General features: G+C 56.8%; 10 protein-coding genes and 1 tRNA gene. 5 read left to right on the top strand and 6 right to left on the bottom strand.

What is annotated here, in order from left to right; all coding sequences use genetic code 11:
• Positions 1 to 194: 194 nt before the first annotated feature.
• From uxaC to L248_RS07255, 4 genes are all read right to left on the bottom strand, one after another.
• Positions 195 to 1,619 carry a glucuronate isomerase gene (gene uxaC, locus L248_RS07240; RefSeq protein WP_022529501.1) on the bottom strand — a complete coding sequence of 475 codons (1,425 nt, stop codon included), beginning with the start codon at positions 1,617 to 1,619 and terminating at the stop codon, positions 195 to 197.
• Between the two features lies 1 nt (position 1,620).
• Positions 1,621 to 2,697 carry a mannonate dehydratase gene (uxuA, locus tag L248_RS07245; protein WP_022529502.1) on the bottom strand — a complete coding sequence of 359 codons (1,077 nt, stop codon included), beginning with the start codon at positions 2,695 to 2,697 and terminating at the stop codon, positions 1,621 to 1,623.
• Between the two features lie 4 nt (positions 2,698 to 2,701).
• Positions 2,702 to 4,324, bottom strand: a complete 1,623-nt coding sequence (locus L248_RS07250) for a mannitol dehydrogenase family protein (RefSeq protein ID WP_022529503.1) — start codon at positions 4,322 to 4,324, stop codon at positions 2,702 to 2,704.
• Between the two features lie 110 nt (positions 4,325 to 4,434).
• Positions 4,435 to 6,033 carry an MFS transporter gene (locus tag L248_RS07255; protein WP_022529504.1) on the bottom strand — a complete coding sequence of 533 codons (1,599 nt, stop codon included), beginning with the start codon at positions 6,031 to 6,033 and terminating at the stop codon, positions 4,435 to 4,437.
• 315 nt (positions 6,034 to 6,348) lie between these two features.
• Here L248_RS07255 and L248_RS07260 point away from each other — a divergent pair, with 315 nt between their 5' ends.
• Positions 6,349 to 7,158, top strand: coding sequence for a sialate O-acetylesterase (locus tag L248_RS07260; RefSeq protein ID WP_022529505.1), 810 nt, complete (start codon positions 6,349 to 6,351; stop codon positions 7,156 to 7,158).
• A 156-nt stretch (positions 7,159 to 7,314) separates the two neighbouring features.
• On the opposite strand, the gene L248_RS07265 is transcribed toward L248_RS07260, so the two are convergent.
• Complete coding sequence (locus L248_RS07265) at positions 7,315 to 9,357, bottom strand: glycosyl hydrolase 115 family protein (RefSeq protein WP_022529506.1); 2,043 nt, start codon at positions 9,355 to 9,357, stop codon at positions 7,315 to 7,317.
• A 208-nt stretch (positions 9,358 to 9,565) separates the two neighbouring features.
• On the opposite strand from L248_RS07265, the gene L248_RS07270 reads away from it, so the two are divergent.
• Together L248_RS07270 and ald are read left to right on the top strand one after the other, a co-directional pair.
• Complete coding sequence (locus L248_RS07270; RefSeq protein WP_022529507.1) at positions 9,566 to 10,240, top strand: GntR family transcriptional regulator; 675 nt, start codon at positions 9,566 to 9,568, stop codon at positions 10,238 to 10,240.
• A 114-nt stretch (positions 10,241 to 10,354) separates the two neighbouring features.
• The gene (gene ald, locus L248_RS07275) at positions 10,355 to 11,467 is read left to right on the top strand and encodes an alanine dehydrogenase (protein ID WP_022529508.1); all 1,113 of its coding nucleotides are present in this window, start codon (positions 10,355 to 10,357) and stop codon (positions 11,465 to 11,467) included.
• 13 nt (positions 11,468 to 11,480) lie between these two features.
• Here the strand turns inward: ald and L248_RS07280 are convergent, their stop codons facing one another.
• The gene (locus tag L248_RS07280) at positions 11,481 to 12,653 is read right to left on the bottom strand and encodes an MFS transporter (RefSeq protein WP_051999911.1); all 1,173 of its coding nucleotides are present in this window, start codon (positions 12,651 to 12,653) and stop codon (positions 11,481 to 11,483) included.
• Between the two features lie 184 nt (positions 12,654 to 12,837).
• Between L248_RS07280 and L248_RS07285 the strand changes: the two genes are divergently transcribed.
• Positions 12,838 to 12,910 (top strand) — tRNA-Ala (locus L248_RS07285).
• 181 nt (positions 12,911 to 13,091) lie between these two features.
• Positions 13,092 to 13,451 (top strand): YccF domain-containing protein, encoded by a 360-nt coding sequence (locus L248_RS07290; RefSeq protein ID WP_040535469.1) that lies wholly within the window; start codon positions 13,092 to 13,094, stop codon positions 13,449 to 13,451.
• The last annotated feature ends 76 nt before the right edge of the window (positions 13,452 to 13,527 follow it).

The following is a 13,527-nucleotide window of genomic DNA, read 5'->3' on the forward strand; positions in this document are numbered from 1 at the left end:
GAGGGAGAATTTCGACCCAGTCCCAAAGTCGTGCCCATGGCTAGCTGCGCAGGACCGGCTCCGCACTAGCTTCGCGTCGCCCGCCCAGCCAGCCGGAGGGCCCAAATCGCCGGGTTTCGCGTAATTTCCTACCATCGACGCAAAAAACTGGACCGCCATCCACCCAGTGAACGGCAGCCCAGCCTTAAACGATATCAATCTTTCTGATCAAAGAACCCAAAGTAGTTCCGCGCATTATAGTAGCTGATGTTCTGCACGACCTGTCCAATCGTCGCCAGGTCGTTCGGCACCCGCCCCTGTTCAATCAGCTCGCCGTAGAAGTTGCACAGCACCCGGCGGAAGTACTCATGCCGCGGATACGACAGGAACGACCGGGAATCCGTCAACATCCCGACGAAGTGCGGCAACAGGCTCTGCTCCGCATACGTCCGCAGCTGCTGGGTCATGCCCTCGGCGGTATCGTTGAACCACCAAGCGGCCCCCAGCTGCAAGTGCTGCGTGTCCCCTTGACCAACGAAGGACTGCATCATCGTCGCCGCGGCCATCCAATCGTTGGGATTCAGGGAGTAGAAAATCACCTTCGGCATCTCACCGTCATTGTCCATTGCGGTAAACAGCTTGCGGAACTCGCCGACGATATCCGGCTGGGTGCCCATGGCATCGTAGCCGGTGTCCGCCCCGGTCGACCGGTAGCCGGGCAGGCTCAAGTTGCGGGCGGCGTTGACGTGGAACTGCATCGTCCAGTTGAAGCGCTTGTTCAGACGCATCAAGGTTTCGATGAGCATCGTCCGGTACTGATCCAGCTCCTTGGCCGTCAGTTTCTCATTCCGCACACCTTTGGCCAAGATGGCGTCCAGTTCATCACTGCTGGCTTCGACGAAATGGAACGCATCCAACCCATGGTCAGACAGGCGCCCGCCAATGTCGTTGAAGTACTGGAACCGCTGTTCCAACGCCGTTTGCAAGGCGGCGAAAGAGCCGATTTGGATTTGCGCCTGTTGGCTCAATTCTTCCAAATACTGGCCGAAGCCTGCCGCCTCAATGTGCACCAGCTTGTCCGGCCGCATCGCCGGCAACACCTTGAAGCCCGGGTCTTGCGCCGCCAGCAGCTTTTGGTAGTGCAGGTCAGAAGCCGGGTCGTCCGTGGTGCAGACGACTTGGACGTTGCTGTTCTTGATCAGCGCTTGGGGCTTGAAGGCCGGGGTCTGGAGCAGCGCGTTGGCTTTCTTCCAGATCATCGGCGCCGTGTGCCGGTTCAAGACCTCGTCAATGCCGAAGAACCGCTTCAACTCCAAGTGGGTCCACTCAAACACAGGATTGCCAAAGGCGTTGGCCATGGTATCGGCCCAGGCCAAGAACTTCTCGTAGTCGTCGCCGTCGCCAGTGATCAGCTTTTCCGGCACCCCGTTAGCCCGCTCCAGCCGCCACTTGTAGTGGTCGCCATAGGTGCCTTCGTTGATCCAGATGCGAGTCATGTTCTTGAAGTTCTTGTTCTCGTAAATTTCTTGCGGATTCAGGTGGCAATGGAAGTCGATGATCGGCAGCCCATCCGCATACTGGTGGAACAGCGCCTTGGCCGGTGCGTTCGTCAGTAAGAAATCCTTATCTAAGAAAGCCATCTTACTTGTTTCCTTTCTCAATTGCTTCCCACAAACCGTTCAAGTAGGTGATGCCCAGTGCCCGGTCGTACAAGCCGTACCCCGGGCGGCCGTTCTCGCCCCAAATGTTGCGGCCGTGGTCCGGCCGGATATAGCCGTCAAAGTGGGTATCATAGAGGGCCTTCATGATCTCGTACATATCCAAGCTGCCTTCGGAAGAAAGGTGAGCCGATTCGTGAAAGTCGCCCTGGGCGTTCATGAACTTAATGTTCCGGGCGTGGATGAAGGGTGCCCGGTCTTTCTTCACAAATTCACGGATGATCGCCGGGACATCGTTCTTGGGGTTCTCCCCCAAACTGCCGGTGCAGATAGTGAAGCCGTTGTAGGGCGATTCGTGCATCTCTTCGATGATGCGCATGTCTTCGGCATTCTTGTAGACCCGGGGCAGACCGAACAATTCGCGGGGCGGATCGTCCGGGTGCATCGCCATGCGCACGCCGTAACTCTCACAGGTGGGGATGATGGCGTCCAGGAAGTACTTCATGTTCTCCCGCAGCTTACGTTCATCGACACCCTTGTACGCCTTGAACAGGTGCTCGATGGTGTCCAGCCGCTCGGGTTCCCAACCGGGCAGTACGTACCCTTCGGAGTCGTTGCGGACCGAATCGATAATATCTTGGGGATTCGGCTTCAGCTTGTCTTGCTGGAAGGCCATGTCGTTACTGCCATCCGGCAGCGGATAGTGCAGGTCAGTACGCAGCCAGTCGAAGATCGGCATGAAGTTGTAGCAGATGACCTTAATCCCGTAGGCGGCCAAGTTCTTGATGGTCTCCTTGTAGTTCTCGATGTACTGGTCGCGGCTGGGCAGGCCGATCTTAATGTCGTCATGGATATTGACGGACTCGATGACTTCCAGCTTCAAGCCGGCGTCCTCGACCTGCTTTTTTAGTGCCGCGATTTCTGACTTGGGCCAAACCTCGCCGACGGGTACATCGAACAGTGCCCCGACGACTTGGGTCGTCCCCGGAATCTGGCGGATCTGTTGGAGGGTGATGTTGTCATCCTTGGATCCGTACCAGCGAAAGCCCATATTCTTCATTGTGTTAATCCTCCCCATTCAATGCGTGCAACGCCTTGGCGACAGCGCCCGGGCCAGCAATGAGCTGCTTGAAGTCGGTTTCGACTTTCTCCCCTAAGCCAATGGCGTACAGGTCGTTGCCGAAGATCTGCTTGTTGCTCAGGATAGGCTGCAGAGCGGCATGGACGTCGCCGGTGTAGCCGAGCTTCAACGCGCCTAACTTGTCTTGCAGTTCCTTCAGCAGCGGGTCGCGGCTGGGTTCAAAACGCTCGCCCTGATCGTTGACCGCTAGCAGGTACCGGCACCAGCCGGCGATGATGAACGGAATGGCGACCAGCTGCTGAACGGCATTGCCGCCCTGGTCGACGTAATGCTGCAGCGTCACCCCGTACCGGACGGGAATCTTCTGCGATGTATCGCTGGCGATCCGCTGCGGCGTATCTGGAATGTTCTTGTTCGGCAGGCGCTTAGTCAGCAGCGTGTCCAAGAATTCTTTCGGGTTGATGATCTTCGGATCCTTCACCACCGGCAGGTCTTCTTTGTACCCCAGCCGCTTAATCAAAGCGACCAGATCCGGATTCTCCATCTCACTGGCAATGGACGTGTAGCCCAGTAAGTTGCCGAAAATCGCCAAGGCCGTGTGCAGCGGGTTCAGGCACGCGGTCACCTTCATCTGGTCGGCATCGTTGACGGTGTCCCGGTCGGTGAGGATGACGCCGGCTTTCTCCAAGGCTGGGCGGCCGTTAGGGAAGCTGTCTTCGATAACCAGGTAGTGGGTCTCTTCGGTGTTGCCGAAGGGGGCGATGTTCGTGTGCTTCGGCGTGTGCACGATGGTGGTATCTGCGAAGCCCTCGCTCTGCAGCTTATCCGCCACGCTCTGAGCCGGGTTCGGGGTGATGCGGTCAATCATGCTCCAGGGGAAGCTGACCTGCTTGGGGTCGCTGAGGTAATTGACGAAGTCTTGGGGTACGAAGTCATTCTCGACCCAGCCCTTGGCAATGGTCATGATGCCGTCTTCGAAGCGCTGGCCGTTTTGAGAAAAGTTGTCCGTGCTGACCATGGCGATCGGCAGCGCCCCGTTCTGGAAGCGGGCAAACAGCAACCGGGCAATGGCCCCCATGTTGGTCATGGCGACCTCCGGGCCGTGGGTCATATCGTACTTGGCCTGGTCGGTCAGGTTGCCGGCCATGTCGTGCAGTGCGTAACCTTTCTCCGTAATGGACATGGTGACCAGCTGCAAGGACGGCTGTTCAAAGACCGTCTTGAGCGCTTGCCAGCCAAAGGCATCGTCCCGGTTGTAGTAGATGGCGTGGGCGACACTGGCAATCAGTGTCTTGTCCAGGCTGCCGTCCGGCGCCATGACCACTTGCAGTACGCGGTCGCTATACGGCTTGTAAATATCCTTGGGCACGTCGCCGTCATACGTCTCGGCAACGATCACGCCGCTCGTCAAGTCGCCGCTGTTCAGCAGGTCTTGGGCAATCTTGGCATGGAAGCAGCGGAACAAGTTGCCGCCGCCGAAGTGCACCCAGACGGGGTGGGCGTCGGTGGCTGCCTTCATCTTTGCTTGGTCGAACTGGGGTACCGCGATACCGGCATCCTTGAATGCTTGGGCATTCTTCACATAATCGTCGGTCAATTTAACCACAATCGATAGCCTCCATTTTTCTTTGTTTACTAATATATCAGTTTAACAATAACACCTTTCTCCCGAAGAAGAAAGGTGTTTTGGACTTTTTCTTAAAGCGATACCAATGCCTACTTAATCACGTTCTCGCTGGCTGGCTTCTTGTGCGAATTCCAGACCGTGATCTCGGCGAAGCTGACCCCGGTGAGGTCCTCGCAGACTTTGCGGGTATTGGGATCAACGTCTTCGATGTACCCGCCCTTTTGCAGCCGGGTCAGTTCATCGTCCAAGACCTTGATCGTTTTGCGGTTCAAGTGGAACCGGGAAGCGAAGAGCAAAGCGACAAGGATCAAGCCGCCGACACCCAGGACCATCAAGCCGACGATCATGTTCTGAGCACTTTGAGGCTGATGAACTGAACCAGCGGTGGACTTGATCAAGCCCGCCCAGTCCAGCATGTAGCCGACGATGACCGAAGCGAAGCCCAGGCAAACCTGGTTGATGAAGACCATCACACTGGCGAACAAACCGGACCGGTTCTGACCAGTGACCAACGTATCCAGGTCAGGCAGGAACGGGAAGGTGTTCCACGGCACGAAGTACAGGATGTACAGGCCGATTTCATAAGCGAAGGTGACGATACTCAACAGCACCATCCAGTTACTAATGTGGAAGACCGCCACCGCACCGTAGCAGATCGCCGCCAGGATCATCAGCGAATAACCGATGGTATACAGTGCCCGCGGACTGATCTTGGTCACCAGGTAGCCGGCGATGATCGTGACCGGAATGGAGACGATGCTGAAGGATTGCAGATACCCCGCATCGGACGCCGTCCCGCCGATGACATCCACAATGTAATAGACGAAGATGGTGGTCCAGATGAAGGCCCCTAAGTATGAGAATAGGTAGATGCCCATATGTTTGCGGAAGCTCTTGATGCGGAAGGTAGAAAAGTAGTTGCTCAATTCAGACTTGAAACTGTGGGCATTCTGCGCAGCACTGTTGGTGCGGGCAATGTCTTCAGCTTCTTTCTTACTGACAAAGTGTTCCCACGTCGTGTAGTAAGTGACCAGCACCAGGATGAAGCAGACCACGGAGAAACCGATCTGAGCCACCAGGTATGGTACGGGGGAAGACTTCGGCCAAATGCGGAACAGCTGGGCCGGAACGAAGGCGACCAGCATGTTGCCCAAGCCGGCCAGGACCATCCGGGTGGTGGACATCTTGGTCCGCTCGTTGTAGTCCTTGGTCATTTCATTCGGTAAGGTTTCCCAAGGAATCTGCAGCACAGACATCAGAATCGTCGTCAGCACGTAGGTGACCAGGTAGTACCAGTAACTCATCCCGGAGACCCACATCGTGATGGCGATCAGCGAACACGGGGCGGCGATCAGAATGAAGAAGTGCCGGCGGCCGAACTTCCGGCCGAACTTGTATTTATACAGGGTGTCAGAAAAGTTCCCCATGAGCAGCGACGCTAGGGCGTCGGCTACCCGTCCGACCAGGAAGATCGAGGCCCCGGCGGCAGCACTCAAGCCGGCGAAGTTCGTGTAGAAGAACAGCAGCCAGGCGCCCACCAGGCCCTGCATGGCGATGGAGAACCAGGCGAAGACGCCATAGCCCAGGGACCGGCCGAAACCGATCTTGCCACGGTTGCGGTAAATGCGTTCATTCCGATATTCGTCCCAACCGTCGTGTTCGACAGCGGGCGTTTGTTTCTCAGCCATTGATAATCAGTCTCCTCTGTTGGTTGTTGGGTTGAAGAAATGATGGCTCAATTGATATATTAATATTGCAGTGAATAATGTAAGCCTCCCCGTAAGCGATGTCAATAACCGCTTTCAGATTTTTTGAATTTTTTCTTGGTGCACTGCCGGCTTGATTAGGCAATGGTTCTGGGCGATGACACTGCGGTCCGCTTCTCAGCCTGACCCGTCCCCGCCAAGTAACATTTCAGTTGAGCGGCGGCCCGGGCCGGGCTACAATCGAGACAGCAGATGGTGACACTCTCCGCACTCAGGCGACACAAGGAGCGATTAGTTTTGGCAGAAAAAGAAAAGTATTGGACGATCATCTCAGCCGGGCAGTCGAACATGGACGGGCGCGTGCCGATTGCAGAATTACCGGCGGGTATCTCGTTACCGTTGGCCCATTGCCACTATTGCAGCAATCTCACCCCCGGTCACGACCAGGGCGTGTTTCAGTCCAGTTTGCGCCCAGCCGACCTCTCCAGTGATCGCTGGGGATTTGACTTGGTGACTTACAACTTGCTGCTGCGCCAGACCCCATTGACTGACGTGTACGTCATCAAATGCGCGGAGGGCGGAACTTCCATCGACCCCAGCGGCGACGGCGACGATCACTGGACGACCGATATGGCCGCATTAAGTAGTCCCCGCCATTCACTGCTGCGGCAGTTTACCCACATGATTCAACAGTGCCAGCAGGTCATGGCCAATCAGCTGGCCATCAAAGCCATGCTGTGGCATCAAGGGGAAGCGGACCGCGGCTCGTATTCAGCAACCGCAGCGGCCCATTACGAAGAAAACCTGGCGGCGGTCTTCGCCCGCTGCCGGGAAGTCGTCGGCAACCCCGCCCTGCCCATCATTTGCGGCACCGTCAGCCACCATTCCCAGCAGTATGATCCCCAGGTCGAACACGCCATGATCCGCCTGGCCCAGGCCGACCCCAATATCCACCTGATCGACATGGCTGCCGGCACCCTGCTGGACCCTTACCACTTTGATGCGGCCAGTGCCGCATTCTTTGGCGAGCAAGCGTTCAATTGCCTCATCGCCAAGGGCATTGTCTCGGGTCAACCAGTCAGTGTGCCCACCGTCACAGTGTATTAACTCCCTGTCGACAATGCATTAATTCAATTTGGAACCCGACTGCCCGATTTCTGACAACACGACGCAAGGTCCAGGCAACAGCCGCGGGCCTTTTCTTGTATCAAAAAACGCACGGCTCTCACCGTGCGCTGCATGAATGGTCACGCCGAAAGAAAGTTACGCTTCGTCGATCAGCTGCTCCCGGAGTTTCTTAGCAATATAATCGTCACTTAACGCCAGGTGCGTGTTGGACAGCAGCATAACGCGGGCATCGGACGGCTCCATGAGATACTTGCGCTCCCATTGGTCTTCGTCGGGGCCATCGCCCAGAACCCGCAGATACGACCGCAGCCGGCGCAGCTTGATGGCATCCAAAGCGACGTTCGTGTAGGCATCGTTATGGTAAAAATCGACCCACTTACGCGACGGGTTGTCTCGGCGAGCCGCCAAAATCTTCTCCACCGCACTGAGGGCCTCGTCCGCCGCCAAGAAGGCGTGCACGATATGGGCTTGCTGGTACTCCCGATAACCTTGGATCGTCCGCTTCAAGGCTTGCAAACTGTAGAAGTGGGTGTAGACCCCCAGCAGCATGTCGTTGTAGAACAGGATCTGGTCCTGACGACTGCCGATATCGGCATACGTCTTGATCGTATCCCGGGTCAACTGATCCCAGGCCTTGTACTTGGTGTCGATCAGCTGATCGATCTTCTCCACCTGCTGGTCAGCACTGATATCACCGGTCAGCCAGCCCATTGCCTCCAACTGCGGATAGTGCCCCATCCAAGTCTTGATCAATTTTCGCAGGATGTAGGAAGCAAACTCGTCGCCGGCTTTCTCATCGCTGTGCGGACCATATTGGATGGGTGCGTTGAAGTAATCCGTGTAGATTTTCTGAATGCGCTCGTGGTCTTCGTGGTAGTACTGGTGGATGTAGTCCCGCAAGATCGTGTCGTTGCTCCGGGCTTGGTAATCCGCCCGCCAGGACAGCGCCACTTCCCGCAAGAAGAGGACGTGGGGCTTGATGTTGCCGGTATTGATCAGTTCCAGGGTATCCATGTGGGCGGCCCGCACCTTCATCAATTCGCTGGACACGAAGGCTGGGCTGTTCGGTAACAGTGTCAGAAAGCTGGAGGCTTGCAGGTCGTGGAAGGTGATGTGGTAATAAATGCCGCGGAGCCGGTTAGCCGTGTTGGGGGTCGTCAGGATCGGTGACCGCGGATCGTCGTCGCCTTGCCGGCGGGACACCATCTTGCCGTAGCCGCTGTCTGCCCAGATTTCAATGATGTCTTGGGGCAGCTGGAGCAGGCCCTCATTGAAAAGCGCGGTGAGTTCACCGTAAATATTGCAGGCACACTGGGCGCCGGGATCGATCTCGTGGACGGTATCGTACTGCCACTGAATGATCTTGTTAATGACGTCGGCCTTCTCCTGGTCGGTCCATTCGTGATCCGGGTCGTCTGCCCAAAACGGTTTGTCGCCCTGACCGCGGAAGCCCAGACTATAGATGACTGCCGTCCCCTTCTGGGCCTCAATACTATCGCGCCACAACTTCTGGAACAGTTGCGGATATTTCAAATACGAGGCCTGCAGGTTCGGGTACACCCGGGCAAACATCGGCGCGCCCAGCGGCTCAGCGTGGTGCTGGGCAATGGTCAGACCAAATTCCTGCGCCCGCGGCCGGTGGGCGTGACTATTCTTATCCGTACCGGGGACAATGATATTCCCGCCTAACCGCAGCAGTGTCTCGTAGATCCGGTCCCACACATAGTCTTTGGACGCATGGTCCTGCCACGTCATGAATAACAGCTCATCGTTAACGAACCAGCCCCGGTATTTGGTTTGAAACTGGGGCAGGTGCAAGTCAAAATTTGTCCAGGCAATACTGGGCTTCTTGGCGACCGGTGTATCCATGAAATACCAGAAGTCGTCGATACCCAATATTTCCCGGGAAATAGCGAGTGCGCCATACATGACGCCGCGAGCCGTCGCGGCCAAGACCTCGACCCGGTGATCGTTCACGTAGTGGATCGTGAACTCGTCCCCGTTCTCGTGGCTGCTGCTGGAGAGCACTAAGTAAATTTGACTGGGCTGGCCGTGGCCGGTCACGACATGGTCAATATCCCGCTGTAGGATTTCGGTCGCATGCCTTAAGACGGGATTCTCCGGATACTGGGCCAAGACCGTCGTATCCTGGGTGATGACAAAATTATTGACTGCCATAGGTGATTTAACCTGCTTTCTTCATTTGCATTATTCAAGTTGATATATTACTATTTCAGTACACGGCTATCATAGCGGTTTCAGGAACCGCTGTCAAGGATGGGAACAGCAAAGTTCGCTGTTCCCGGAATCTGGCGGCGTTCGTGACCTTTGGTAGTCACCTGGTATAATATATTGATTAGCGTGTGTAATGAGGGGTGAAAGATCGATGCAGACGATGAATTTTCAGGATGAGGCGTATGAGCGGCTGAAGGATATGATCTTGACGTTGAAGTTAACGCCTGGGCAGCGGGTGGATAAAAAAGAGTTGGAGCAGCAGCTGGCGATTGGGGCGACCCCGATTCGGGAGGCGATTTTGCGGCTGCGTCGGGAGGGCTTATTCGACGTGCTGCCGCAGAGCGGGACCTTCGTGGCCAAGATCAACCTGGATCAGATGTATCAGGGGCGCTTTGTCCGGATGACGGTGGAAAAAGAAGTGATCCCGCAAGCTGCGGATCTCTTGACCCCCGTGCAGCATGCACAGTTGGACCAGATGCTGCAGTTGGAGGCCGTGATCCTCAAGTCCCATGACTACGTTCAATTCTTCCAATATGACGAACAGTTCCATGAGTTTTTCTATAACGCCGCCCATAAGCACTTCGTGTGGGAATGGCTGGTGACCCTGAACCTGCAGTTCGATCGCTACCGCTATCTGCGGCTCAGTATGCAGTCCCTCGACTGGAACTTGATCTACACCCAGCACCAGGAGATTGCGGCCGCCGTGAAGGCCAAAGACCATGCCGCCATCCAGCGATTGGTCACCGAGCATTTGCACATGGTCGATGATGATGTCCAGGTCGTCCGCGCGGCGTATCCGGATTACTTCACGCCTGCGCAGCAGTGATCGTCAGCCGCTTCGCCTGGTGTCCTTTTCCTGCCGCCACAATTGGGACTGGTGCTTGACTGCATTTGGGAAACGATTCCATTTGTGATAGAGTAGCCCTAAGGAGATGGTTTTGTGAATTTTGGTATACCAAAAGAAGTTAAGAACAACGAGAACCGCGTGGGCATCACCCCGGCCGGCGTGATCGAACTCGTCCATGCCGGGCAAAAAGTCTATGTCGAACACAACGCGGGCTTAGTGGCCGGTTACACAGACCGGGATTACCAAGACGCCGAGGCCGCCATTGTCGACGCCGACACCGCTTGGTCCCAAGACGTCGTCATCAAGGTCAAGGAACCGCTGCCGGATGAGTATCATTACTTCCATCCGGGTTTGATCCTGTACACCTACCTGCATCTGGCGGCCAACCAAGAATTGACAGAAGCACTGCTGAAGAGCGAAGTCACCGCCATCGGTTACGAGACAATGGTCGGGCCGAACCACACCCTGCCGGCGCTGACCCCCATGAGCCAAGTGGCGGGCCGCATGGCCGTCATCATCGGCAGCCAGTACTTGCAGACGCAGTACGGCGGTAAAGGTATTCTGATCAGCAGCGTGCCCGGCGTGGCCAAGGCCCAAGTGGTCGTCATTGGCGCCGGGACTGTCGGCATGAACGCCGCGCGAGCGGCCCTCGACCTGGGCGCCCACGTCACCCTGCTGGACATCAACCCCGCCGTCCTGGAACGCATGGACAACCTCTTTGAAGGCCGCGTCCAGACGCTGTTTTCTGACCAGCAGAACCTGACCATGGCAGTGCGCAACGCAGACCTGGTCATTGGTGCCGTCCTGATTCCTGGAGCCAAGGCGCCGAAGCTCGTTTCTGAGGACATGATCAAGAGTATGGCGCCGGGGTCCGTGGTCGTGGATATTCCCATCGACCAGGGCGGTATCTTCGCCACCACCGACCACGCCACTACCTTCGCTGACCCGGTGTACACCAAGCACGGCGTGATCCACTACGCTGTCGCCAACATTCCGGGCGCCGTGCCCCGCACCGCCACCGATGCCTTGACTAGTGTCACTGTCCCCTATGCCGCCAAGATTGGCCGGCAAGGGGTGGTGCCGGCGATTGAGGCCGACAGCACCATCGCCACCGGCGTCAACACGTACCAAGGTCACTTAGTGGAGAAGGCCGTCGCCGACAGCCTGGGCCTGCCTTACACGGATCTGAATACCTTATTAGCTTAAGTCAGAAATGATATTACCTGGGACTGGCCGCACTGGCCGGTCCTTTTTTGCTATGCCGCGGTCGGAAGATTACGCCGTGGCAGAGGTAGGCTAATGCCTGGAAGACTAAGCCCAAGCCGGTCACGCCCAGCCAGCCGGCCGTCTGCCACAGGGTGGTACCCAGCAGCGAGCCCAGCGAGCCGCCAATGAAGTAGCTGAACATGAAGACCGTGTTGGTCCGGTTAGAAATGTGCTCGCCCAGATTCTGCACCCGGGTCTGGTTGGCCACCTGGCCAAACTGATTGCCCACATCCAGGAGAATGATGCTGAGGACGAGCAGGACGATGTGCTGGGCCCCGACCAGCAAGAGCAGGAAAGCTGCCGTTTGCAAAAGCAGCCCGATGAGCACCAGATTTCTATCTGAAAAACGATCGGCCAGCCGACCGATGAGCGGTGCCGCCAAGGCGCCAAAGAGCCCAAAAATCGCCAGCAGCCCCGCTTCCCGAGTGCCCCAGTGATAAACGGGGCTCGATATGTAGAAAATCAGCGTGGACCAGAAGATGGAAAAAGTACCGAACATGAAGAAGCCGTTGGCCGCCGCCTCTTGGAGCACCCGGTGGGTCTTAATGACGCCGGGAATCGTGGCCAGGGTCTGGGTATAACTGAGGCCGTGGTGGTTGGGCCGGCCGGTGTCGGGCAGCGTGCAAGCCAAGATGACGGCCAGGAGCAGGATGACCACCACCGCAATCAGGTAGATGGACTGCCACGGCCAAATACTGGCGACGATGCCAGAGACGGTCCGGGACAGCAGAATGCCCACCAGCAAGCCGCCCAGGAGCGTCCCCATCACCCGACCGCGCTTGGCCGGCCCCGCCAGAACCGCACCGTAGGGAATGATGATCTGGGGCACGATGGACATCAAGCCGATGAGAAAGGACGCTGCAGAAAATAGGGCCAGGTTCGGTGCAAAGTACGCGCCCAACAACGTCACGGCGGACAGCAGGCACATGCGGATGATCAGCTTGCGCCGGTCCACCACATCTCCCAGCGGTACCAGGAGCAAAAGCCCCATGGCGTAGCCGAACTGGGTCAGCATCGCGGCGATGCCCACCGCCCCGTTGCTGACGTGGAAGCTGGCGGCAATCACCGTCTCGATCGGCTGCAAGTAATAGTTGTTGGCCACCACGACGCCGCAGGTCACGGCCATGATGAAGATCAAGCTGCTGGTCAGTACTGGTTTCTTCTGTGTCTGATTATTCAAAATTGGAACCACCCTTCCTGGCTATTTTCCCGCAATTTGGGCGGGGCTGGCAAGGTGAGGATGAAAATACAGTGGCCACGCTTCCTCTTGACGCCGCTCCACCCGCGCGGTATGATATTTAGAGTGCTTTGGGGCTTTAGCTCAGTTGGGAGAGCGCTTGCTTCGCATGCAAGAGGTCGACGGTTCAAGTCCGTTAAGCTCCATCATTGCTTTTCCGCCAGTGACAAACGTTGAAATAACACGTTGTCGCTGGCTTTTTTCTTGCCCGAAATGTCGGTCACTGACTAATTAATCTGGGCCCTCGCCGTGTCATCCTCCAGGCGGATAGCGCATTCCCCCCGGCTCCGGTACAATGGATGCAGATAGAGAAAGGAACTGATTCACATGGGCTGTCTCGGCAATATTATCTGGTTTATCTTCGGCGGCTTCTTATCCGCGGTCGCCTGGTTCCTCGTCGGCTGTGTCTGGTGCATTACCATCGTTGGGATTCCGGTGGGCATGCAGTGCTTCAAGATCGCTGGGCTGACGCTTTGGCCCTTCGGCAAACAAGTCATCCCGTCGGATCGCACCGGCAGCCTGCTTTTGAACATCCTTTGGCTGATTTTCGGCGGGGTCGAATTGGCGCTGCACCATCTCCTGTGGGGCCTGATCTTTACCATCACCATCGTTGGGATTCCCTTTGGTCAGCAGCATTTCAAGTTAGCCAAACTGGCGCTGCTGCCGTTCGGCGCACAGATCATTTAATTCCGAGAACAAGCAAACAGGACTGGGACAAAATTCTCCCTCGACGCCGTGCCAAAGCTCCGCAAGCTCCGGCAAA

This window comes from Schleiferilactobacillus shenzhenensis LY-73, assembly GCF_000469325.1.
GTDB lineage: Bacteria > Bacillota > Bacilli > Lactobacillales > Lactobacillaceae > Schleiferilactobacillus > Schleiferilactobacillus shenzhenensis.

Excerpts from the sequence above, each read along its gene's own strand:
- uxaC (WP_022529501.1), bottom strand. The coding sequence starts at position 1,619 with ATGGCTTTCTTAGATAAGGATTTCTTACTGACGAACGCACCGGCCAAG.
- uxuA (WP_022529502.1), bottom strand. The coding sequence starts at position 2,697 with ATGAAGAATATGGGCTTTCGCTGGTACGGATCCAAGGATGACAACATC.
- L248_RS07255 (WP_022529504.1), bottom strand. The coding sequence starts at position 6,033 with ATGGCTGAGAAACAAACGCCCGCTGTCGAACACGACGGTTGGGACGAA.
- L248_RS07265 (WP_022529506.1), bottom strand. The coding sequence starts at position 9,357 with ATGGCAGTCAATAATTTTGTCATCACCCAGGATACGACGGTCTTGGCC.
- L248_RS07270 (WP_022529507.1), top strand. The coding sequence starts at position 9,566 with ATGCAGACGATGAATTTTCAGGATGAGGCGTATGAGCGGCTGAAGGAT.
- L248_RS07280 (WP_051999911.1), bottom strand. The coding sequence starts at position 12,653 with ATGGCCGTGACCTGCGGCGTCGTGGTGGCCAACAACTATTACTTGCAG.
- L248_RS07290 (WP_040535469.1), top strand. The coding sequence starts at position 13,092 with ATGGGCTGTCTCGGCAATATTATCTGGTTTATCTTCGGCGGCTTCTTA.